Annotated in this window: 21 protein-coding genes and 2 pseudogenes; all 23 read right to left on the reverse strand. The window is 41.3% G+C overall.

Going from position 1 to position 22,469, the window contains the following annotated elements:
• Window positions 1–40: 40 nt before the first annotated feature.
• Window positions 41–373 (reverse strand): Hpt domain-containing protein, encoded by a 333-nt coding sequence (locus tag ACU6U9_RS13275; RefSeq protein WP_446735509.1) that lies wholly within the window; start codon window positions 371–373, stop codon window positions 41–43.
• 5 nt (window positions 374–378) lie between these two features.
• Window positions 379–2,094: a SpoIIE family protein phosphatase gene (locus tag ACU6U9_RS13280; protein ID WP_446735510.1), complete on the reverse strand. Its 1,716-nt coding sequence runs from the start codon at window positions 2,092–2,094 to the stop codon at window positions 379–381.
• Window positions 2,095–2,115: 21 nt separating this feature from the next.
• A complete protein-coding gene (locus ACU6U9_RS13285) occupies window positions 2,116–2,415 on the reverse strand; it encodes an STAS domain-containing protein (protein ID WP_446735511.1) in 300 nt (99 codons plus the stop codon).
• Between the two features lie 76 nt (window positions 2,416–2,491).
• Complete coding sequence (locus ACU6U9_RS13290; protein WP_446735512.1) at window positions 2,492–3,550, reverse strand: protein-glutamate methylesterase/protein-glutamine glutaminase; 1,059 nt, start codon at window positions 3,548–3,550, stop codon at window positions 2,492–2,494.
• A 12-nt stretch (window positions 3,551–3,562) separates the two neighbouring features.
• A complete protein-coding gene (cheD, locus tag ACU6U9_RS13295) occupies window positions 3,563–4,204 on the reverse strand; it encodes a chemoreceptor glutamine deamidase CheD (protein WP_446735513.1) in 642 nt (213 codons plus the stop codon).
• Window positions 4,204–5,001 (reverse strand): CheR family methyltransferase, encoded by a 798-nt coding sequence (locus ACU6U9_RS13300; RefSeq protein ID WP_446735514.1) that lies wholly within the window; start codon window positions 4,999–5,001, stop codon window positions 4,204–4,206. Before ACU6U9_RS13300 ends, cheD begins: the two co-directional genes overlap by 1 nt.
• Window positions 5,002–5,042: 41 nt before the next feature.
• Window positions 5,043–5,843, reverse strand: coding sequence for a methyl-accepting chemotaxis protein (locus ACU6U9_RS13305; RefSeq protein WP_446735873.1), 801 nt, complete (start codon window positions 5,841–5,843; stop codon window positions 5,043–5,045).
• Window positions 5,844–6,002: 159 nt separating this feature from the next.
• Window positions 6,003–6,281 (reverse strand): annotated as a pseudogene (locus tag ACU6U9_RS13310) (methyl-accepting chemotaxis protein); the annotation flags it as partial.
• Window positions 6,194–8,119, reverse strand: coding sequence for a PAS domain-containing protein (locus ACU6U9_RS13315; protein ID WP_446735515.1), 1,926 nt, complete (start codon window positions 8,117–8,119; stop codon window positions 6,194–6,196). The gene ACU6U9_RS13315 and the pseudogene ACU6U9_RS13310, both read right to left, overlap by 88 nt.
• Before the next feature lie 12 nt (window positions 8,120–8,131).
• On the reverse strand, window positions 8,132–8,626 hold the full coding sequence (locus tag ACU6U9_RS13320; protein ID WP_446735516.1) for a chemotaxis protein CheW: 495 nt from the start codon (window positions 8,624–8,626) through the stop codon (window positions 8,132–8,134).
• A 15-nt stretch (window positions 8,627–8,641) separates the two neighbouring features.
• Window positions 8,642–10,756, reverse strand: coding sequence for a chemotaxis protein CheA (locus ACU6U9_RS13325; RefSeq protein WP_446735517.1), 2,115 nt, complete (start codon window positions 10,754–10,756; stop codon window positions 8,642–8,644).
• Between the two features lie 4 nt (window positions 10,757–10,760).
• Window positions 10,761–11,123 carry a response regulator gene (locus tag ACU6U9_RS13330; RefSeq protein ID WP_446735518.1) on the reverse strand — a complete coding sequence of 121 codons (363 nt, stop codon included), beginning with the start codon at window positions 11,121–11,123 and terminating at the stop codon, window positions 10,761–10,763.
• A gap of 16 nt (window positions 11,124–11,139) precedes the next feature.
• On the reverse strand, window positions 11,140–11,415 hold the full coding sequence (locus ACU6U9_RS13335) for an STAS domain-containing protein (RefSeq protein WP_446735519.1): 276 nt from the start codon (window positions 11,413–11,415) through the stop codon (window positions 11,140–11,142).
• Window positions 11,416–11,511: 96 nt separating this feature from the next.
• Complete coding sequence (fliJ, locus tag ACU6U9_RS13340; protein WP_446735520.1) at window positions 11,512–11,961, reverse strand: flagellar export protein FliJ; 450 nt, start codon at window positions 11,959–11,961, stop codon at window positions 11,512–11,514.
• Window positions 11,958–13,321 (reverse strand): annotated as a pseudogene (gene fliI, locus ACU6U9_RS13345) (flagellar protein export ATPase FliI). Before fliI ends, fliJ begins: the two are co-directional and overlap by 4 nt.
• Window positions 13,311–14,279, reverse strand: a complete 969-nt coding sequence (locus tag ACU6U9_RS13350) for a FliH/SctL family protein (RefSeq protein ID WP_446735874.1) — start codon at window positions 14,277–14,279, stop codon at window positions 13,311–13,313. The pseudogene fliI and the gene ACU6U9_RS13350 overlap by 11 nt, the downstream one beginning before the upstream one ends.
• Window positions 14,261–14,578 (reverse strand): hypothetical protein, encoded by a 318-nt coding sequence (locus tag ACU6U9_RS13355; protein WP_446735521.1) that lies wholly within the window; start codon window positions 14,576–14,578, stop codon window positions 14,261–14,263. Before ACU6U9_RS13355 ends, ACU6U9_RS13350 begins: the two co-directional genes overlap by 19 nt.
• Before the next feature lie 57 nt (window positions 14,579–14,635).
• Window positions 14,636–15,700, reverse strand: coding sequence for a flagellar motor switch protein FliG (gene fliG, locus ACU6U9_RS13360; RefSeq protein WP_446735522.1), 1,065 nt, complete (start codon window positions 15,698–15,700; stop codon window positions 14,636–14,638).
• Window positions 15,687–17,369: a flagellar basal-body MS-ring/collar protein FliF gene (gene fliF, locus ACU6U9_RS13365; RefSeq protein ID WP_446735875.1), complete on the reverse strand. Its 1,683-nt coding sequence runs from the start codon at window positions 17,367–17,369 to the stop codon at window positions 15,687–15,689. Before fliF ends, fliG begins: the two co-directional genes overlap by 14 nt.
• A gap of 128 nt (window positions 17,370–17,497) precedes the next feature.
• On the reverse strand, window positions 17,498–17,893 hold the full coding sequence (fliE, locus tag ACU6U9_RS13370; protein ID WP_446735523.1) for a flagellar hook-basal body complex protein FliE: 396 nt from the start codon (window positions 17,891–17,893) through the stop codon (window positions 17,498–17,500).
• A gap of 152 nt (window positions 17,894–18,045) precedes the next feature.
• Window positions 18,046–19,452 (reverse strand): sigma-54-dependent transcriptional regulator, encoded by a 1,407-nt coding sequence (locus ACU6U9_RS13375; RefSeq protein WP_446735524.1) that lies wholly within the window; start codon window positions 19,450–19,452, stop codon window positions 18,046–18,048.
• Window positions 19,439–20,653, reverse strand: a complete 1,215-nt coding sequence (locus ACU6U9_RS13380; protein ID WP_446735525.1) for a sensor histidine kinase — start codon at window positions 20,651–20,653, stop codon at window positions 19,439–19,441. The genes ACU6U9_RS13375 and ACU6U9_RS13380 overlap by 14 nt, the downstream gene beginning before the upstream one ends.
• 239 nt (window positions 20,654–20,892) lie before the next feature.
• Window positions 20,893–22,365: a sigma-54 dependent transcriptional regulator gene (locus ACU6U9_RS13385; RefSeq protein WP_446735526.1), complete on the reverse strand. Its 1,473-nt coding sequence runs from the start codon at window positions 22,363–22,365 to the stop codon at window positions 20,893–20,895.
• Between the last annotated feature and the right edge of the window lie 104 nt (window positions 22,366–22,469).

Consider the following 22,469-nt stretch of genomic DNA (forward strand, 5'->3'; position numbering starts at 1 on the left):
ATACAAAGAATTTGCAATGCTTAGGCCAAGTTTTAAAAAGTTACTGTAATTCTTGAAGTTGGGCTTTAACCAATAAAAATTCTTGTTCTATCTTTTCAAATACTTGTGATACATCATCTAACTTTTGAGCTCGACCTGAGTCTTCAACTGTTTTAAATAATGCAGATAATGACTCTGCGCATACATTGGCACTCGAACCTTTTAAACTATGTGCTAACTCAGCTACTTGGAGGCTATCGGTTGAACTAATAGCCTCTTTTAAAGCGATCATTTTTGTATCACTATCATTAAGATAGGTCATGACAAGATCACCAAAGCTATCTTCCATGATGTCTTTTAATTCTTCTATTTGCGAAATATTCAAGTGGGACATAGCACTTACTCCTCAAGCTGAGTTTTCCATGACAAGCAAACCTGTACTTTGTTGCCTTTACCAAAATAAATAAGACTATCACATAAACTATAAATCAGTGGAATGCCTCGACCACAATAGGCTGAATTATCTTCAGATTTAAGGTTGAAATTGTTGTTATCATATTTAAATCCCTCGCCACTGTCTTCAACCACAATGGTGAGCTTACCACCCTTATCGAGTGGTTCAAGATCAAAGTCAAACTTAACAAATGTATCCTTTAAAGATTCCATAGCGATATTACGTAAACGATAATATTCCGCAAAGCCATCAGCTGTTTTTTTAAGATCCGAACTTAAACCTAATACACCGTGTTCAAATGCATTAGAGAATAGTTCCGCCATTAACGTATAAAGTTGACCACTTAAGTTACGCAGTGCAGGTACATCATTAAGTATATTCAACATGACGGGAAGAGGATTAAATGTTTTTAGGGTCTCGTCTCTTAGGGTGTAGACCATATTCCAATCGGTCGGGCCCGTCACTGCACCACTGGATAAATCAATATCAACTTTGGCAATCTCTGACTCATCCACCATTGATAACTCTAATAAAGTGGTATCATCATCACGACCATTCTCGCCTGCGAATTGATTCACATTTTTCAAAATATTATCGAAAAATAATTCACTATCAGGTTCATCAAAAATAGCAAATAAGCGCTCATCACCAAATAGTTCGCCCTCCGTATTACGGGCTTCTATGATGCCATCAGACCACATATAAAGTTTATCACCCGGAATAAATCTAAACGTGGCAGTATCGGCATCAAATGCTTGTGATGACAACACACCCAGCGGCAAATGGTTTGATTTAATGCGTTCAATTTCTCCGGTTTCTTTACGATATAACCCAAAGTCCGGTAACCCACCCATCCAAACTTCTATTTCTTGGCGTCTGAAACTTAAATTCACCATACAGGTACAGCAAAAGTAACCTACTGGCAGTATTTTTTTTAGTTTGATATTTATTTCGCGTAAAATATCAACCATGAAGAAGCCTTTGGCTGTCATACCATAAAATATTTCAGCAAGGGGCATCGCACCAATCGCAGCGGGCAAGCCGTGTCCGGTAAAGTCACCTAATAGAATATGAATACTGCCAGAAGGTTTGCGTGCTGCGAGCAAGACGTCACCATTAAAAATAGAGAATGGTGACAACATGTGTTTAATATTGGGTAGATCTAAACAACCACTGTGGGCCACATTATCATAAACGGCTCGAGCCACCTGTTGCTCATGGCGCATATGTTCATTATTTTCTCTAATGACATCTCGCTGATCTTGTAGAGTATTATGCATTTTGAGCATACGACTAAATGCATTAATTTTAGCCTGCAAGATAATTTTGTTGTACGGTTTTGAAATGAAATCATCGCCACCGCTTTCAAGGCACGTAGCAAGATCAGACGCTTCTTGTAGGGAGGTTAAGAAGATAATGGGGACCATATCTTCACCTGCTAATGCCTTAATAGACTTAGCAGCTTGCTGCCCATTTAAGTTGGGCATAATGACATCAAGTAAAATGATATCGGGTTTGTGTTCTAAAAATTGATTAATGGCTTCGTTGCCATCAGCCGCTTCACACACGCTGTGCCCCATTTTCTTAACAATGGCACACAGTATCATTCGGTCAGATTGATTATCATCCGCCACCAATATATGCAGTGGTGTTTCATCCATAGCGGACCTCAGCTATACCGTTTATTCGATCGTAAACAGTTGCTCAAAGTTAGAAATCGTTAAAATCTTTTTAACATCCGCATTACAGCGGCTAATACGAACATTGGCACTTTCTCCGCCAGCATGGTCACGTAGTAGTAGTAACATGCCTAAAGCAGAACTATCTAAATAAGACGCTTTAGCCATATCAATGACGTATTTATTGACACCACTATCAGCATCCTCATACGCATCTCGAAACTCTTGATGAGCACTAAAGTCGAATCGTCCTTCAACAACGACCGTAAGTTCATCACCTTTAATAGAAGTATTTATCGGCATGTCAAACCTCTTATATCCTTTGCGTAGTTTTACTGCTTTCTTTGAGCATAGTTCAAAAAAAATAGTTTAGTAAAATTTAGTGTTTAATTGCGTTTTTTAATTTTTTTACCGTATGGGCTGCAATTTGATTCAAGGGTAGAATGATGTTTTCAGCGCCTAATTCGACTGCCGCACCCGGCATCCCCCAGACCACTGAGCTTTCTTTGTCTTGTACAATATTATAACTGCCAGCTTGTTTCATGCGTAACATTGCAGCCGCACCGTCGGCCCCCATCCCCGTTAACATAATACCAATCGTACGTTTAACTAACTGCGGGTGGCGTGTAATAGAATCAAATAACACTTCAACAGAGGGTTTATGTAAATTGACTCGCTCACCGTCATATACTTTGCAATAGAAGTGCCCGCCTTTTTGTAGCACCTCAAACTGCCGGTCACCAGGGGCTATGTAAATGTGACCTGGCATGATTTTATCGCCATCTTGTGCTTCGCTCACGTCTTGAGGGATAAGATTATTAATACGATTGGCAAATGAGCTGCTAAATACGGGCGGGATATGCTGAGTGATAACAATGGGCGGCGTATCAGCAGGCAGCATACACAGTAACTCACGAATGGCTTCTGTTCCTCCTGTTGACGCACCAATCACAATTATGGCGTCACGATTCAATCCTTGTTTCGTAATGGGCTTAACAGTTTTGCTAGCTGATCGATTAGCCTGAATTTCTAAGCGACTCACATTAGCGACTGAGGCCGTTCTTACTTTATTAACAATCTCATCAGCGTATTCGGCTAATAACTCAGGTTTATCGGCGCTAGGCTTACCGATATAATCCACCGCACCAATTTCTAATGCTTCAAGTGTTGAAGGGGCGCCTTTTTGCGTTAATGTTGAGATCATCACCACTGGCAATGGGCGTAAACGCATAAGATTACGTAAGAAGGTAATGCCGTCCATTTTCGGCATTTCAATATCAAGTGTGATAACGTCAGGATTAAGTGTCTTGATTTTTTCCCTAGCAATATAAGGGTCGGCAGCCGTGCCAACCACTTCTATATTCGCTTGATTCGATAATATCTCAGTGAGTACTTTTCGTATTAAGATAGAATCATCTACGATCAAAACTTTAATCATGACCCACCTAACTTAATCAAATAATTCAATATTAGAGTCATCTTTATGCTCCCTAATTGAATCGAGGTAACCTTTTTCACGCTCAATGATCGTTTCATTGCGCGTCGTTGTAATTCGCCTAACTTTGACACTACCAGTATCAGGAAAATATAATATTTTTCGAGAAAAAACATCCCCTACATCAGCGGCTTTTACTTTAATGCCTTCTTTACGCAAAAAATCATAAGCAAATAAAATATTTCGCTGACCCACATCAGTCATACTCGCCAGTACTTGACCACCACCAAATAGCTTCACCTCAAGGTTGCGCTTTGAACACCCTAATTTATAAAGCGTATTTAATAGGTATTCCATTGCCCAGTTACCATAACGAGTTTCTGATGTATTAGCATCACTCCCCCATTGTGGCGTACTGTGCTCATTTTGTATCGGCAACATAAAATGATTCATGCCACCAATTCCTAACGTCACATCTCGCACGCAAGCACTGATACAAGAGCCTAAAACGGTACTGATCATTTCACCGTGAGTCGTGATATAAAATTCACCCGGTAAAATCTTTGCTGACCACACATTGAGCTTGGGATCAAAGTATCGATTAACATGTTCAAAACCCTTTTCAGCCACTGGCTGACTTAACGGATGATGATCCATTACCTTACCTTTTGATAAATAGTGCGACCTTTAGGCTCAAACCGTGACGTCATACCGTGTAAGGTTTCACTGTGGCCAATAAACAAATACCCACCATCATTGAGCTGATCTGCTAACCGTTCAAATAATTCTTTTTGTGTTTCTTTGTTAAAATAAATCACTACATTACGACAAAAAATAACATCAAATTTTGCCGTCATAGGCCATGGCCCTAAAAGATTAAGGCGGTTAAACTGAATCAGCGCTTTAATATCTGACTTAACCATTCCCATGGCAGTTCCCGAGTTTTGTTGAAAACAAGACAAGTAATCACGCGGCAATTGTTCGATTTCAGTTAGGGGGTACACCCCTTCTCGACCTTTTTTTAATACATCACTATCAAGATCAGTGGCTAAAATTTTAATATCATGCTGCTTGACCATCATATTTTTATATAATGTGATGGCAATGCTGTAAGGCTCGGGCCCAGTAGAACAAGCCGAAGACCAAATTCGAATAGGCTTAGACTTATCTTGTTTTTTCCACTGAGGAATAAGTTCTTTTGCTAAGTATTCGAAATGATGTGATTCACGAAAAAATGAGGTGAGATTAGTCGTAATTGAATTTACAAATTCATTTACTTCAGACGTTTGGTTAGCATCTAAATATTTGCAGTACTGTGCAAAGTTTTTTAGACCCAGTTTTCTGATACGTCGAGATACACGACTGTAGACCAGTTCTTTTTTTTGATCACCCAGTACGATACCGCTAATATCATACGCCATGGCTGTGAGGCGTTTAAAGTCCTCATCAGCCATTGGGAATTCCTTTCCAGTGAAATCCATATTAATTTACGTCACTAAAATTCTTGCCAGTCATCATCATCATCCTTGACCACTGGGCGACTTGCCGTTGACGGTTTATGCGTCTGTGCCGTTGAGGCTCTTGGTTTATTGATTGAGGATTGACCTCCCCCATGATGACCGGATGATTGATGCATCGCCATTGGGCTTTGTACATCCGACCCGGATGCCACTTTAAAGAAGCCAACTAAATCAAGCATATTTTTCGCTTGTTCGGTCATGGTTTCACTGGCGGCAGATGCTTCTTCAACTAAAGCCGCATTTTGTTGCGTCATTTCATCCATCTGACTAATGGCTTTATTAACCTGTTCGATACCACTGGCTTGCTCTTCTGAAGCTGAACTGATTTCTTTAATCATTGTGTTCACTTTTTCAACAGCTTCGACGATTTCTGCCAATGTTTGTCCTGACTTGTTAACAAGGTCGGTACCGTTATCCACTTTTTCGACACTATCGCGAATAAGGTCTTTAATTTCTTTTGCTGCACCTGCGCTGCGCTGCGCTAAGTTACGCACTTCACCGGCGACCACTGCAAAGCCTTTACCTTGCTCACCTGCTCGAGCCGCTTCAACAGCAGCATTTAGCGCTAATAAATTGGTTTGGAATGCAATCTCATCAATCACGCCAATAATATCTGCAATTTTTTTACTGGACGTATTAATTTCTTCCATCGCTCCCACTGCCTTGCTAACGACTTGACCGCCCTTCTGGGCTTTGTCTTGCGCATTGGCCGCTAAGTTATTAGCGTGAGAGGCGTTCTCGCTGGTTTGACGCACCGAGCTTGTCATTTCTTCCATGCTAGATGCTGTCTCTTCTAAACTGGAAGCTTGCTCTTCTGTGCGTTGGCTTAAATCTGTATTGCCCTGTGCAATTTCAGTTGAGCCAGTACTTACGGTATTAGCTGATTCACGAATACGTCCAATGACATCGGTTAATCGTTCGCCTGTGGCGTTGGCATCTTGTTTTAGTTTTCCGAAAATACCTTGGTAATCAGCCTCTATACGCTCATCTAACTTACCATGAGCCATAGCGTCTAATACGCGCGCGGTGTCGTTAATGACGTTTTCAGAGATTGTCATTAAACTATTAAGGCCCATGCATAAGTTTTTAAAGAACCCACTCTTATCATCCACGGTGGCGCGCAGACTTAACTCACCTTTACTTGCAGATTCAATAATATTATCAACTTCACGTTCAACCGATACTTCTTCTGTACGATCACTCCATTCAACCACTTTGTACCTAATCGCTCCCCTTCTGGGTTAACAATTGGGCTCGCTATTAATGAGAACGTACGTCCACCTACAACAATTTGCGTTTTATAAGTATCTTTTAATGCCGCTAGCATTTGTCGTTGATGGGCAGGGTTTTTATGGAAAATATCAATATTACTGCCCAATACCTGACTGGCTGAAAATTGAGGTAAATCTTTACGCACATCAGATTCTGCTATACGTAGCATGCCAGCTACGGCTTCATTGGTATAAATAACATTTTGATCATTATCAGCAATCATTGTATTCGCTGAACAAGCATCAAGTGCTAAACGAACGCGAGTATTTTCATCCGCTGTGCGTTTCTGCTCAGCCTCAAAAGTTAACTGTTCTGTTAAATCAAGCCACTCAACAACTGTACCAAGGCGTTTTTCATCTTGCCAAACAGGCGTCGCAACAAGGTTAAATGTTCTTCCACCTACTACAATATTGGTTTTATAAACATCCCGAAGGTCACGGAGCATTCCTCTTTGGTGAGAAGGATTTTTATGGAAACCATCGACATTAAAACCCATTAGATTTTTAACATCAAAGTTCGGTAAATCTTTCTTAATATCCGATTGTGCCTCATTCAGCATTTCGCGAACAGAATCATTTAAATATACAATATTTAATTCTTCATCTGCCATCATTACATTTGCTTGACATACATCAAGCGCACTTCGTGTACGAGAATTTTCAGCCGAAATTTTTTCTTCTCGCTCAGTTCGTGCTATTTCTTCTGTTTTATCTGTCCACTCAACAACTGTACCTATGCGCTTACCCTCTGCGCTCAATACTGGATTAACGATCAAAGAGAATGTCCGACCACCAAGATTTAATTGGGTTTCATGTGTGCCTGATAACTTATCTAACATAGAGCGCTGATAGCTTGGGTCTTTATGGAAGATATCAATATTTTGCCCTAAAACTTTATCAACTGAGAAGCTAGGGATGCTTTTTTTGATATCGTTTTCTGCGGTTACAAACATGTCTTTTACACCTTTATTGGTATAAACAAGATTGTATTCTTCGTCCGCTACCATCAAGCAAGACTCTGCACATGAATCTAATGCACGCTTAATTCGAGTATTGGAGATGCTTTCATTTTTCTGGCTTGTAATGTTGGTTGCAAATTTAACAACCTTATAAGGCTTACCATCTTCACCTAAAACAGGATTATAAGATGCTTGAATCCAAACTTCTTTACCACCTTTACCAATGCGTTTATATTCTTCACTTTCAAATTCACCACTGTTTAATTTCTCCCAAAACATACGGTACTCATTACTTTCTTTAAAGCTAGGCTCTACAAATATACTATGATGCTTTCCTTTAACTTCATCGAGTGTATACCCCATAACACTTAAGAAATTATGATTAGCCGTAATAATTGTACCGTCCATGTTAAATTCGATAATCGCTTGTACTTTATCAATTGCAAACACTTTGGCTTCATTTTCTTTTTGATTACTGGTATCTGTGCTCGACACAATGCCTTTTATGCTATTGCGTAGGTTGACCAGGGTGTATATTAATTTAGCTAATTCGTCTTTCCCTTTTGTACTTGGGTCGTAGCTATAATCACCATTAGCGGTGGCGTTTGCACTTCGAGTAGCCAAGACTAACACCGTCAACAACTTATGCGCTTGCATCCAATGAGCAATAAGCCCCGCTAAACACAACAAACTAAGTACAATTAAAGCATTGCCCGCTTGTTCTTGGGGGATTGTAATAAAGGCATATACCAAACCAACAAGAGGTAATATCCAAGGCATTATAAATTTATACTGTATGCTCATCCGGCTTAAACTATCCATTTTTGTTACCACCTAATCATCAATCGTTAAAAGATTTTCAAGTTCTAATAGAATCACCATGTTTTTTTTCACAGTAACCAACCCTTTTATAAAGTTTGAATTCTTATTGTCACCTAGCCCTTTATTTTTTGCATCGCCAATGGGTACGTCATACACATCACTGATAGCATCAACAATAATCCCCATTGTTCTCGTCCCATTCGCTGTGAATATCTTAAGTACAATCACAACGGTTTCGTCTCCGTATTCCACTTTTGATAAATCAAAACGCAAACGTAAATCCATAATAGGGACAATGGTGCCACGCAAATTAATTACGCCTTTCAAATACTTGGGGCTATTAGGTATTGGGGTCGCTGACTCCCAACCTCTAATCTCTTGTACCGCTAAAATATCAACCCCATATTCTTCATCTGCCATAATGAACGTTAAATATTGCTCGGTCAGAACCCCATCTTCGAATCCAGCACGCTGATCTTTTTGTTCCACTTCACTCGTTGCAGTCATATGATCGGCTTTCCACTATGCGGCTTTATGGCTACCATCAATAATTTTTGATGATGCCCCACTCATTTTTGACAAGCTGCTAATATCCACGATCAGTGCAACGGTACCATCGCCTAATATAGTTGCACCTGAAATACCATCTACTCGTTTGTAGTTCTCTTCTAAACTCTTGATAACCACTTGCTGCTGACCTAATAGTTCATCAACAACTACGCCCATTTTTTCACCATCGGTTTCAACCACAACAATGATACTTTCTTCAATGGGTTTCTTTTCTTTATCAATATTAAATACGTCATCTAGTTCAATAATGGGGACATATTCATCACGCAACTGAAGTACATCACTGTGGCCACCAACATGGTTAATGGCACGATCATCTAGCTGAATGGACTCCACAATACTGACCAAAGGAAATATGTATATTTCATCTCCGACTTTAACAAGCTGACCGTCTAAAATGGCAAGGGTTAGAGGTAATCGAATCACAAAGCGAGAACCGCGACCTCTTTCTGAGCTTACTTCGATCGAACCGTTTAATGCTGAGATATTACGACGTACGACATCCATACCCACACCACGACCTGATAAATCACTGACGATGTCCGCGGTAGAGAAACCAGGTTGAAAAATAAGGTCAAAAATTTGTTCTTGGCTTAGGTTTGCACCTTCTGCCACTAAACCTTTTTCAATCGCCTTTGATAATATACGGTCTGAATTTATACCCGCGCCATCATCTTTTATTTCAATGACGATATTACCGCTTTGATGATAAGCATCTAATTTAACCGTACCTGTTTCTGGCTTGCCTGCTGCAAGACGATCGGCTGGCACTTCAATGCCGTGGTCAATCGAATTGCGAATAAGGTGAACCATTGGGTCGCCTATTTTTTCCATTACCGTTTTATCAAGTTCGGTATTTTCACCTGACATTAACAGCTCAATTTTTTTATTAAGAGAAATACTCACATCCCGTACTAAGCGAGGGAATCGACTGAATACAAAGCTAATAGGCATCATGCGAATTTTCATCACACTCTCTTGTAGCTCACGAGTGTTGTGCTCTAATTGCGCTAGCCCTTCTTGTAAACGCTGTACTCTTGATATATCAAAATTTTGCCCAAGTTGCCCAAGCATTGATTGAGTAATCACCAGCTCACCAACCATATTAATTAAGCTATCAACTTTGTCGATGCTCACTCTAATAGATGAACTTTCTTGCGCCTTTTGTGGTGATTTAGCTTGGGGCTGAGCCGCTACGGCTTCCGCTTTGACGACGGTTTTTTCAGCAGGGGGCGTGGCTGGCGCAACAACACTCTCTGTTGGTTTTTCTTCACCTGCATTTGATGCATGTTCACCCGATGCTGAACCTGTCGAATCCACACCCATTGACAACGGTGTAATGATAATTTCAGCATCATCAATGACCCATTCAAATACTTCATCTATTTCAGATTTTTCAATGGGTTTTTCTATACGAATATCCCAAGCCAAATAACATTTCTCAGGATCAAGCCCAGTTAACTCAGGTAGACGTTGCGTATCGGCAATGACTTGCATTTGATAATCACACAGTTCGGCTAATTGGCGAAACATGCGCGCAGGTTCATTACCTGTTTGTAAAATAGTTAATTCCGGAATAAACCGAATATGCCAGCCACCGGCTTTATCATCATCTTGTTTGTCTACAGCAGGTGGTGACGGAGGCTCATCTGGTATGTTTGCACCTGTAGAAGCTGACCCGACATTTAAGATACTTTCAAATTGTGCTTTTAAACTATTGGTTTCAGTTAAGTTTGGATCATTACCCGCCTGCAAGTCTTGTAATAACCCTTTGATGCAATCAACACTTTTCAATAGTAAATTTTGAATATCTTGACTCATGGCACGCTTGCCACTGCGTATTTGATCTAACAATGTTTCTAGCACATGGGTAAACCCAGCCACTTGGTTAAAACCAAATGTCCCCGCTCCCCCTTTCATTGAATGTGCGGCACGAAATATTGTGTTTATTATCTCAGCATCAGGTTCCACCAAGTCTAGCTCGAGCAGGCCTTGCTCCATAGCATCTAGACCTTCGTAACTTTCTTCGTAGAATACTTGGTGAAATTGGCTAAGATCAATACTCATGAATTTACCCTAAAACTTTCTTAATGGTGGTAAGAAGTTGATCAGGGTTGAATGGTTTTACGATCCAACCAGTTGCCCCTGCGCTTTTACCTTCCATTTTTTTATCACCGGCAGATTCGGTGGTGAGCATTAAGATCGGTGTGAATTTATAGCTCGGTAGCTCCCGTAATTTACGGCACAATTCAATGCCATTCATATTCGGCATATTCACGTCACTCAGTACAAGGTCAACTCCTTGTCCCTGTGCAAACTTTAATGCTTCGGCACCATCACTGGCTTCTACTACGTCGTGACCCGCCCCTTTTAATGTAAAGCTAACCATTTGGCGCATGGAGGCTGAATCATCTACTGCTAATATTTTTGCCATAAATTAGTCTCCCGATTTAATGTCCATTCAATCCAATGTGTTCGTCAATGCCCAGCAACTTGGCTGTCGCGACTGTTTGCTCAGAGGGATTTGGCCAAGTGAGCTTACGATCATATTTGGCTAATGCCTGATGAAAACTAAGGATAAGTTGTAATGCAGATGTGTCTATTTGCTCGACGCTTGCGGATTGAATTTCGATATCGTTACCGGATTGAATCAAGCTTTCCATTTGCCCATGCAGCTCCTCTGCCTTAACTATGGTACAGCGAGTACCTAAGTCGATTTTATCCATATCCATTTCTTGTACTGCCTTTAGCTCATTTATTGATAATGTTAGACGCTAATACAGAGAATGTTTGGGGCGGCAGAAAAATTATTTTATTAATAATTATGAGCTATGAAGGCGATGTAGTTGTGCGCCTATTTCATCTAAAAATTTTTGCATCTGTTGGTTTTCTGACGCAATTGCTTGATCATTAAGTCGGGATTCTAACTTTTCGTAGCTCTTCAACTTTTGATTAAGTGTTTGATAAATAGCTTGAGCTTTTTTAAGTTGCTCTTTAACTTGAAAAATATGGTTATTTTGTTGAGTGATGGCATCGTCTATTTGACGCATAAATGATTCAAACTGTTGTATCTGTAAACCAGAAACCTTTACGCTGGCTTGGGATTGAAAGTTCTCACGGTAATCTTGTTGGTAACCAAGTAATGTATTACTTTTTTCTTGTTCACTATTCAGTTTTTGCTGAAGCGCACCTATATAAGAAAGTGCTTCATTAACCGCATTTTGGGCAATCTGTACTAATGGTTTGAGTCGTTTTGCGCGTTCGCGGCTCATGATACGTCAGTTGTATCTTGTGGCTGCGCATTTCGACCAATGGCTTCATTTAATATCATGGTTAACCCTTCCATACTTTCTTTTAACGTGATGGCTTGGTTTAAGTCTTGTGCTAAATACGCTTTCATTACTGGGTTCAAACGCACAGCAAGATCTAACTCAGGACTGCTGCCAGGGTTGTATGCTCCAACACTGATCAAGTCTTTATTTTGTTGATACAAGCTATACAAGTATTTAAATCGTTGTGCTGACTTTAAGGTTACAGAATCGACAATTTGCGGCATTGCTCGACTGATGGAAGCTTCAACATCGATCGCAGGGTCAATTGGCCTTCTTCTGCCAAGCGTCGACTTAATACGACATGGCCATCGAGTATGGCTCGGGCAGAATCAGCAATGGGATCTTGCAGATCATCACCTTCTGTTAATACTGTATAAAATGCAGTGATGGAACCACCTCCCGGTGGACCATTGCCAGTACGTTCAACCAACTTAGGGATTTTAGCAAACACAGATGGCGGGTAACCTTTTGTGGCCGGCGGCTCGCCAACCGCTAATGCAATTTCACGCTGAGCTTGGCCATAACGGGTAAGACTATCCATCAATAACAGCACGTCTTTACCTTCATCTCGAAAGTATTCTGAAATAGCGGTGCTCAACGACGCCGCTCGCATACGCATAATTGGGCTGTCATCTGCGGGGCTGGCGACTACAACGGCACGCTTTAATCCTTCTTCACCTAATATGTCTTGAATAAATTCTTGTACTTCTCGACCACGCTCTCCTACCAAGCCAACCACGACAATGTCGGCGGAAGTAAACCGCGTCATCATACCTAACAGCATACTTTTACCGACACCCGAACCCGCAAATAGCCCCATACGCTGGCCTCGACCCACCGTCAGTAAAGCGTTAATTGCTCGAATGCCCACATCCATTGTGTCGCGAATAGGCGCGCGCTTCATTGGATTGATGATCTTGCCTTCAAGGCTGATGTATTCGCTGCTAACAATGTCACCAAGGCCATCTAAGGGCTGCCCTGCGCCATTGAGTACACGGCCTAATAAACCAAAGCCTGCTGGAATTTGGTCACCATCTAAAATTGGTGTGACCTTGGCACCCAGTGATAAACCTTGCACTGGCTCAATGGGCATTAAAAAGAATTTATCACGATCAAACCCCACCACTTCAGCTTCTATCTGGCCATTGCCTTGCTCTACCCAGCAGCGATCCCCCACTTTTACTTTGCAACCTACCGCTTCCATAGTGAGGCCAACCATACGCGTCAACTGACCCGACACTGTGGGTTGGCAATAGTATTCACCATGTTCTTTTAACCAGCGTATGGATTTAAGACTCATGATCACCCTCTTGCTCAACTGACTCGTCTGGTTTTTTTATCGAATTGCTGTTTTTAGCTAGTGGATCTGAAGTGTGTTCGTCGCTCATTGGTGAGGAGACTTCTGCTTCTGCAGAAGCGCTATCTGTTAAGCTGCTTTGCTGTTCTTGGTTTTGTTGTTCGTTTTCGTTTTCGTTTTCGTTTTCGTTTTCGTTTTCGTTTTCGTTTTCGTTTTCGTTTTCTAGAGTATGTTTTTCACTTACCTGATGACGCTCATTTTTTTCATTATCTGCCTGATCCGATTCGTCATCAGCATCTATATCTGTCTCAATTTTGTTTCCTGTATCTTGATCTTCTCGTTTATCTGCTTCTAAATTTTGTTCGGCCTTATTGCCTTGATCTTCATGTTCTTGCTCAAGTTCAGTATGCATCGCGATTAAATCGAGATCATCTGCTCCCTCATCATCACTATCTTCCCCCTCATTAAGAGCAAGTTGTAGTTGACGATAGTATTGCTTTTCAATGGTTGCCCAACGTTCACTTAAGGTAAAGTTTACGGCGCTGTAACGAGTATGAATTCGACAACCACCCGCTTCTATTTTTTCTGATGCGTGGGCTTCGCCTTCAAACTCACCTTGCTCTATGGCGGCCTCAATAAAAGGCAAGTCCGATGGGTTTACATCTATTTTTAAGTGACCACTATCTAATGGTAGTGAATCTAACGCTTGCTGCACTAAGGTAACAATGTGCTCACTGCCTTGGCTTAATTCTTGGGTGATCACCGCTTTTGCCATGGCCAAGATGATATCAGGCAAATTTTCTGACATCTCTTTTTTTTGGTTGATTAAATCTTGATTGATTGATGTCAGAATGGATTTAAAAATGTTAATATTTTTTTCGTTTTCTTGCGTGCCTGTTGTTAAGGCTTGAGCTTCACCTTTTTCAAAACCGCTGTCAAAACCTAACTTTCGACCTTCAATTTGACCTTTTTTTCTAAGCCTTCTTGATGGCCTTCCTCATAACCTAGTTTTTCACCTTTTTGCCTGCCTTCTATTAGACCTTGCTCTAGGCCCTCATTGAATGCTTCTTGGCGAATGAGTTCTAACTGCTCTGCGGTTAACGGTTCAACTTCAATTTCTTCGTCTTCAACCAGAACATCTTCTTCATCAACTTTTTCATCGCTATTTACAAGGTGACTAGGCTCCGTCCAATAAGGCAAATTCCAGCGCTTAGACTCTTTTACTTCATCTGCAGGTATACGCTCTCGGCGTTCAGTCATGGTTACTGCACTCTAAAATCGGTTGCGAATGAAGATATTATCAATCGTGTGTAACGGCTAAACCATTTGTTCTCCACCGGCACCACCTAATACAATTTCGCCTGCATCCGCCATACGACGAGCAATCGAAAGAATTTCTTTTTGTGCGGTCTCCACTTCACTGACTTTAACTGGGCCTTTGGCCTCAAGATCATCTCGTAATAGCTCGGCTGCACGTTTTGACATATTGCGGAATATTTTCTCTTTAAGATCTTCATCCGCACCTTTTAATGCAATCGTCAGTAGGTCGCCCGATATTTCACGCAACAATACTTGAATACCCCGGTCATCCACTTCGTTAAGGTTTTCAAACACAAACATAAGATCTTGAATTTGCACACCTAGCTCTTCATCCACTTCTTTAATTTGATCAAGCAATTCACCACTCAAGGTACTATCAAGATTATTAATAATGCCAGCCGAAACTTTCACACCGCCCATTGCCGTGGTTTGTTGCCCTTGACTACCCGAGAATTGTTTTTCAAGAATATCGTTAAGTTCTTGTAACGCGGATGGTTGCACCGCTTGTAATGATGCAACACGCATCATGATGTCGAGTCGTACTTTTTCATCGAAGTTATATAAAATTTCGGCGGCTTGATCACTTTCGAGATACGCGATAACGATGGCTTGAATCTGAGGGTGCTCATGTCGAATAATATCTGCCACAGCTCGGCTTTCCATCCACTTTAGGGTATCTAAACCTGTGGTATTGCCCCCTAATAAAATACGATCAATCAAGCCACCTGCTTTATCCGAACCCAATGCTTGGGTCAGCATGTTACGAATATAATCATCAGCCCCTAAACCTAAACCAGTTTGCCCTGATAAGCTGTCTAAAAACTCAGCAACAACCCCTTCAACCTGTGTTTGTGAAATATCTTTTAATTGGGCCATGGTTGCACCCACCGACTGCACTTCTTTTGGGCCTAGGTGCTTAAGCAGTTCAGCTGCGTCTTTTTCACCTAAGCTCATCAACAAAATAGCGGCGCGTTGTTTGTGATCTAAACTGGCAAGCTCACCTTTTGGTGCTGCAGGTGGCTTGGCTGGTTCAGTCGCTGGTTTTTGCTCATCCTTCGGCATTGTTCACCCATTTCTTAAATGCTTGCGCCACTCTGGCAGGATCTTCAGCAATGAGTCCTTTCAGCGCATCTAGCTGACGTTCAAACCCTTCACTGGCACCAGGTAGTAAAAATTCATCCGCTCCTGCCAAGGTAACTTTATCGTCACCAAAGAGATCATCGCCGCTACCAAGGTCGTCCAGTTCTCCTTCGATTTCAGCGTTCTCATCCATTTTGCCCCTGTCGATAAGGTTGCGCACAATGGGACGAATCACACCAAAAATAACAATTAATAAGAATAAACCAGCCAGTGCTTGTTTGACGATTTCCCAGAACCAAGGTTGACGCCAGAAGTCAGGTTCACCCAATTCTTGCGGACCACCCAAGAATGCGCTGTTTATCACACTGACGCTGTCACCGCGTGCCGCATTAAAACCAACAGCATCTTTCACTAACATTTCTAAACGCGATAATTCTTCGGCAGTCCAAGTCACCGCTTCTGTTGCACCCGTTTCCGGGTTCATACGCGCACGATCATTAACCGCGACGGAGACGGTAACACGGCGGATTTTGCCTACCTGATGTTGAGTATGACTCAAAGTACGATCAACTTCATAGTTCCGTGTGGCTTCGCTGCGACGCTGGGTCGGCTGAGGTTTTTCACCATCTGCCCCTTCAGCCACCTCTGGCGCCTCTGCTACGCCTGGAGGTTGATTTGTTAATGCTCCAGGGATGCCGCCCTCAACTTTATTTAGACTTTCTTCGTCTAAGGTTTGCTCGCTACGAAGGGCTATTAAGTCTGGATTGTAGAGTTCTTGTGTTTGTTCGACCGCGGTAAAGTCTAAATCGGCACTGACTTCGGCTTGAAAATTTTGCGACCCTAAAACCGGTTCTAAAATACGCTGTACGCGTTGATTTAAATTTTCTTCAAGTTTGCGTGTAAATTCGTATTGCTTAGCCGCTAATAAATCTTCAGTATTTTTATCGTCTTTACTCAGCAAGTTGCCTTTTTGATCCACTAGGGTGACGTTTTCCACTGGCAATTCAGGAATACTGCTGGCCACTAAATTTATAATGGCTTCTGCTTGTGCTTGCTTGAGACCCTTGCCGCCATATATCTCTAAAAAAACGGATGCTCTTGGTTCTCGATCATCTCGTACAAACACGGATTGCTTAGGTAATGCTAAGTGTACACGTGCATTTCGCACACTCTGTAAGCTCGAAATTGTCCGCGCTAATTCCCCTTCAAGACCACGGCGATAACGAGCGCTTTCGATAAACTGACTGGTACCTAAACCCTGCTCTTTATCTAATAATTCTAAACCTGTGGAATCGTCGATATCTGCTAACACGGGCGCAAGGGCCAAGCGAGCTTCGTGAATATCAGATTCAGGAACCGTAACAATGCCTGACGTTGGGTTAATGCGATAATCAATGCCGGTTTGATCAAGTATGCTTAAAATTTCTCTAGCATTAAAATCTTCAAGGTTGCTAATTAACGGCCTATATTGTGTTTCTTGAGACCAAACAACAACACCAATCCCCAATGCGAGTAAACCTGCAAACCCAACAAGTAAAGCCACTTGCCTTACAATCGTAAGCTTGTTAAAGCCCATCATAACTGGGTTTATTTCACTGGCATCCATGGCATCCGGCAGTGAGTCATTTAAACTCTCTGCTGGGTCAGTCATATTGGGATCTGACTGAGCTGGGAAGTTTTCCCCTGTTTCTGCCGGAACGTTGTCTGTTGCCATGATAATGTAACCTTAACTACGGTTGTCTATAAAATAAAAACCTGGCTTAAATAAAAATGACACACCTAAACGGGCATATTCATAATGTCTTTGTAAGCATCTACAAGCTTATTGCGGACTTCTTTCATGGCATCAAATGATACGCTGGCTTTTTGCGCGGCAATCATGACTTCGGGTAAATCCACCATTGGATCACCTTTCTCAAAACGAGTACGCAGTTCTGAACTTTGTTTTTGTTGCTCATTAACACTATTAATGGCATTACCAAACATGGTTTGAAAGTCCGGAACATTCGGATCTGCTTTGATATTGGGATAATTTTGACTTTGGTTTTGTAACTTATCGACTTCTTGTGTCAATCGATCCGCTGCGGATAAGTCCGTTTGGTTAGGCTCTTGTATTTGAGAGCGTACTTGGCGCAATTGTGATAGGACACTGTTTATGTCTGCTCTATCAACCATGTTTCACCTCATTCATTAGTTTGCCAAAAAAATGCCATCCGTTGGCAGCTTCCCTGCCTTAACGTCCCTGTTAGACGTCTTCCTGACATTTTTTCCATTCGTATGTGTTAATTGCATAACACAGGCCAAGTTAAAGTTTGTTTTGTTACTGACTAAAACATTAAATTGGCTTGAATATCGATGCCTTGCTCACGCATTTGAGCCATTTTATATCGTAATGTACGTGGGCTAATGCCCAGTTTTTCAGCGGCTCTTTTTTTATTTTTTTCATGCTTTAGAGCATCTAAAATTAAGGTATATTCGCGTTGTTTTAAATTATCACCTAACCCATCAGCCGGTACATTAGTAGCCATTACAGGCTCTGAGGGAATGGCCATATCTAGGCCTTGAAACGGACTCGCTTGAAGCGGTTGCATGTGTGTTTCTGATTCGACATTCAATACAATATCACTGGCTGTAATACTGTGGCCGGTTTGAATGATAAGCGCTCGCTGAATAACGTTATCTAATTCTCGAACGTTCCCTGGCCAACTATGTTGCTGTAATTTTTGCTGTGCACTTTCATCAAAAATAAGTGTCGATTTATTTTGTTTTTTACAATGTTTGTGCAGTAAACGCTCAGCAATAGGCAATAAGTCCTGCTGGCGCTGACGTAATGATTTCCATTGCAATGGAAATACGCTCAAACGATAATATAAATCCTCACGGAATTTTTTTTCGTTCACGTATTCGATTAAATTACGATTGGTGGTTGCTAAAATGCGAACATCTAATGAAATCACCTTACGCCCACCTAAGCGCTCCACTTCTCGTTCTTGTAGCACACGTAATAATTTTGCTTGTAGGCCAATTTCCATTTCACTGATTTCATCTAACAGTAATGTACCGCCTTGAGCCTGCTCAAATTTTCCTGGCATACTATTATAAGCACCGGTGAATGCACCTTTTTCGTAACCAAATAACGTGGATTCCAACATATTTTCAGGAATAGCAGCACAATTAATTGCAATAAATGGCCCGCTCTTTCGTGGACTATTTTGATGAATATAACGTGCTAATACTTCTTTACCTGTACCGCTTTCACCGCTAATTAAAACGGTTGCTTCACTGCCGGCAACTTGTTTCGCGAGTTTTAATAACGCTCGACTAGAAGGGTCTTGTGCAACCGGTTCATTGCTTTTAGTTTGATCACTGGATTGATGACGAAATTGATTCACGGTTTCAACTAATACACTGACTTCAAATGGCTTAACCAGATAATCCATCGCACCCTGCTGAATAGCCTGTACCGCTTTTTCAACTTCACCAAACGCCGTCATTAAAACCATAGGAATAGATGGGTACTGACTCTTCACATGATTGAGTAAATCAAAGCCAGATAATGCCCCCATACTGATATCCGATAAAATCATATCGACTGACTGCTTTTGCAAAAATACCATAGCGTCTTCAGCACTACTGGCTTCGAACGTTTGTATTTTTTGTAATTGCAGAGTATCAACAATCGCATCACGCAATTGGCTATCATCCTCAACTATCAGCATTTTAAATTGATTCACGGCCCATCTCCTTTTTAACTGCTTGATGGCTAATAGGCAGCGACATAACAAAACATGCACCACCTTGTTCATGATTAAAGAAATTCAATTTCCCATAATGGGCACGCACAACCGCATTGACCACTGGCAAACCTAAGCCTGTTCCATTACTTTTGGTTGTATAAAACGGTTCAGTCATTTTTTCTGATTCATCGGCATTTAGACCTGGACCATTATCACAAACAGATATGGTTAAATAATTATTTTTTTGAATAATGTGGACACGTATTCTGGCTTGCACTGTGTGCTCTTCAGCGGCTTCAATTCCGTTTGATATAAGGTTTTGAATCGCGCCAATCAAACTTTCTTGATGACATTGAATCTGGCATTCTGAATATTCACTACTGATTTCAATTTCAGCTTGAAACTGTTTATGCAGGATATTTTTTGCCTCACAAATTAATTTTATTAAATCATTTTGCTTGAGCAACTTATTCAATGGCGCGCTACCACGAGCAAAAATCAACATATCACGCACCTGAGCTTCAATATTTTTTAATTGACGCCCTAACTTCTTAGAAAATTTAATACGAGTCTGCGGATCCAAGTCATTACTAGCTAAGTGCTGACTGTACAACATGGCGCCAGATAGTGGCGTACGTACTTGATGAGCGAGACTGGCTACCATTTTCCCCATAGCCATTAAACGCTGGTGTCGTGCCAGTTTTGCTTGTAAGTCACGGGTTTCTGTTTGGTCTGTCATTAATACAATTTGGCCCGGTTCATTTTCTAAACCAGAAGTCTGGATGCTTAGACGTCTGCCATTAATTAATGATACTTCGTGGCCATCATCTTCGCGGGGGCGAAAATATTGATTAATCACATTTCGCCAAAGCTGTCCTTGCAACCCTTCATGATGCAACATGGCATGGGCAGCACGATTACTTTCTTGAACTCGACCATTGCCGTCAAGCACCACGACACCACCCGGTAATAATTGCAATAGGCTGTGCAGTCTATCCGCTAGGCGTTCTTTTTCTTTTAACTCTTTCATGCGTGCTGCACTGACTTCTGCAAGCTCACCCGATAAAAGATGAACCTGACTTTCTAACTTGCTATAACTGTCAGTGAGTTGTTCCGACATTTGATTAAAGAGTTCAAATGCTTGACGTAACCCTTCTTTGGGTTGTATTTCGTGAGGACTCTCAATGTAAGACGTCATATACTCCACACCTAAACGTGTTAATGAAGCCAAATAAATGGCTAAATAAGCTTTCTATAGTGGTAATGGCAATTTGCGTGCCGCATCACATTTTTATAATGACGCAGTATATAAAGAGAATGGTTAAGCTAAGGTGGGTATTAAAAATAGAATATTGGTCAATTTAATAAGAGAAACGTCGTTTATTAGATATAAAAAAAGCCCTTTCGGGCTTTTTTTATTCTCGCTCGTTAGCGAAATTAATCGTCAAATTCTTCTGCGTGTTCTTTTTCTTTTCGCTGTAAGCCATATTTACGCATCTTCTCAACTAACGTTGTACGGCGTATTTTTAATTTTTCAGCGGCTCTGGCGACAACACCGCAAGCATCATCAAGTGCTTGTTGAATTAATGAGCGTTCTAAGTTAGTCAGATAATCTTTTAAATCAATACCGTTTACCGGTAACAATGCAGGAGTATCTAACCCAACAAGACCTGGTTCGCTAGGAAGCATAACCGGTTCTTGCATGCGACTTTCATCTTCGTCACCTTCATCAACATGGCGGAATTTTTTCGGCAGTTCTGGTACACCAATCACACCATAAGGATGTAAGATCGCTAAGCGTTCAACTAAGTTGGCCAGTTCGCGTACGTTTCCATGCCAATCATGCCGACACAGGGACATGATCGCAGCACTATTAAAACGAATAGAACCGCGTTTTTCATTTTCCATACGAGAGATTAATTCGTTTAACAAAAGCGGGATATCTTCACGACGATCACGTAACGCGGGTACTTCGACCGGAAAAACGTTTAGTCGATAATATAAATCTTCACGGAAGGTTTCATCTGCGACCATGGCTTCAAGATTTTTATGCGTTGCTGCGATAATACGTACATCTGTTTGTAATGTTTTAGTACCGCCAACACGCTCATAGGTACGCTCTTGTAAAACTCGTAATAACTTTACTTGCATATTGAGCGGTAAATCACCTATTTCATCTAAGAAAAGCGTACCGCCTTCAGCCATTTCAAAACGACCACTGCGAGATGTAATGGCCCCTGTGAATGCGCCTTTCTCATGACCAAACAATTCGCTTTCTATTAATTCATTTGGGATAGCGCCACAGTTAACTGGAACAAAGGGGCCATCACGACGACCACTGTGATAATGTAAATTGCGCGCAACCACTTCCTTACCTGTACCGCTTTCACCTGTAATTAAAACCGTTACACTCTTATCAGCCACTTGATGCATTAATTCTCGCACATATTGAATTTGGCGACTGGTTCCTACCAATGAGCGAAATAATTGAACAGGGCGGCGTTCACCACGAACGCGATTATGAGCAAAATGTTCACGGTAAATTTGTGCTCGGTGCAAACTATCTAAAAGTTTATTGTAACTGGGGGGCATGCTCACATGAGCAATAATAGAACGGCGTACATCATCGGGTAAATCGGAAGGAAGCTCCTCATCACCCACATAAATCATGGGCATGCCTTTGTCCCATTCATTTATTTCTTTGAGTAACGTATCTAATGATGTCTTTTCAGAGCTGCCAATTATGAAGGCAACAATATTAGAGACATCGCCATTACTAATTGCAACATCGCGCCAATTCGATGTTTTGCTGCTAAATGACTCTTCACCTAAAAAATCAAGCAATACTTGCATGTCATGTTGACGTTGCTCGTTATCATCCACCAACAGGACTTTAATTTCTCGCCACATGGTGCACCTTTACCCCAGTTTTTATTGACTTCATTTGGTCACAAACTCGTCGTTAATTTGACTAGTTTCTTCTAGTTAAGTTGATGAGGACGTTGCGGTCAAAT

The sequence above is a fragment of the Pseudomonas sp. HK3 genome (assembly GCF_052920985.1).

What these genes read in the sequence shown, in the direction of transcription:
- ACU6U9_RS13275 (WP_446735509.1), bottom strand. Translation starts at nt 373, where the DNA reads ATGTCCCACTTGAATATTTCGCAAATAGAAGAATTAAAAGACATCATG.
- ACU6U9_RS13280 (WP_446735510.1), bottom strand. Translation starts at nt 2,094, where the DNA reads ATGGATGAAACACCACTGCATATATTGGTGGCGGATGATAATCAATCT.
- ACU6U9_RS13285 (WP_446735511.1), bottom strand. Translation starts at nt 2,415, where the DNA reads ATGCCGATAAATACTTCTATTAAAGGTGATGAACTTACGGTCGTTGTT.
- ACU6U9_RS13290 (WP_446735512.1), bottom strand. Translation starts at nt 3,550, where the DNA reads ATGATTAAAGTTTTGATCGTAGATGATTCTATCTTAATACGAAAAGTA.
- cheD (WP_446735513.1), bottom strand. Translation starts at nt 4,204, where the DNA reads ATGGATCATCATCCGTTAAGTCAGCCAGTGGCTGAAAAGGGTTTTGAA.
- ACU6U9_RS13300 (WP_446735514.1), bottom strand. Translation starts at nt 5,001, where the DNA reads ATGGCTGATGAGGACTTTAAACGCCTCACAGCCATGGCGTATGATATT.
- ACU6U9_RS13305 (WP_446735873.1), bottom strand. Translation starts at nt 5,843, where the DNA reads ATGGAAGAAATGACAAGCTCGGTGCGTCAAACCAGCGAGAACGCCTCT.
- ACU6U9_RS13315 (WP_446735515.1), bottom strand. Translation starts at nt 8,119, where the DNA reads ATGGATAGTTTAAGCCGGATGAGCATACAGTATAAATTTATAATGCCT.
- ACU6U9_RS13320 (WP_446735516.1), bottom strand. Translation starts at nt 8,626, where the DNA reads ATGACTGCAACGAGTGAAGTGGAACAAAAAGATCAGCGTGCTGGATTC.
- ACU6U9_RS13325 (WP_446735517.1), bottom strand. Translation starts at nt 10,756, where the DNA reads ATGAGTATTGATCTTAGCCAATTTCACCAAGTATTCTACGAAGAAAGT.
- ACU6U9_RS13330 (WP_446735518.1), bottom strand. Translation starts at nt 11,123, where the DNA reads ATGGCAAAAATATTAGCAGTAGATGATTCAGCCTCCATGCGCCAAATG.
- ACU6U9_RS13335 (WP_446735519.1), bottom strand. Translation starts at nt 11,415, where the DNA reads ATGGATAAAATCGACTTAGGTACTCGCTGTACCATAGTTAAGGCAGAG.
- fliJ (WP_446735520.1), bottom strand. Translation starts at nt 11,961, where the DNA reads ATGAGCCGCGAACGCGCAAAACGACTCAAACCATTAGTACAGATTGCC.
- ACU6U9_RS13355 (WP_446735521.1), bottom strand. Translation starts at nt 14,578, where the DNA reads ATGACTGAACGCCGAGAGCGTATACCTGCAGATGAAGTAAAAGAGTCT.
- fliG (WP_446735522.1), bottom strand. Translation starts at nt 15,700, where the DNA reads ATGCCGAAGGATGAGCAAAAACCAGCGACTGAACCAGCCAAGCCACCT.
- fliF (WP_446735875.1), bottom strand. Translation starts at nt 17,369, where the DNA reads ATGACTGACCCAGCAGAGAGTTTAAATGACTCACTGCCGGATGCCATG.
- fliE (WP_446735523.1), bottom strand. Translation starts at nt 17,893, where the DNA reads ATGGTTGATAGAGCAGACATAAACAGTGTCCTATCACAATTGCGCCAA.
- ACU6U9_RS13380 (WP_446735525.1), bottom strand. Translation starts at nt 20,653, where the DNA reads ATGACGTCTTACATTGAGAGTCCTCACGAAATACAACCCAAAGAAGGG.
- ACU6U9_RS13385 (WP_446735526.1), bottom strand. Translation starts at nt 22,365, where the DNA reads ATGTGGCGAGAAATTAAAGTCCTGTTGGTGGATGATAACGAGCAACGT.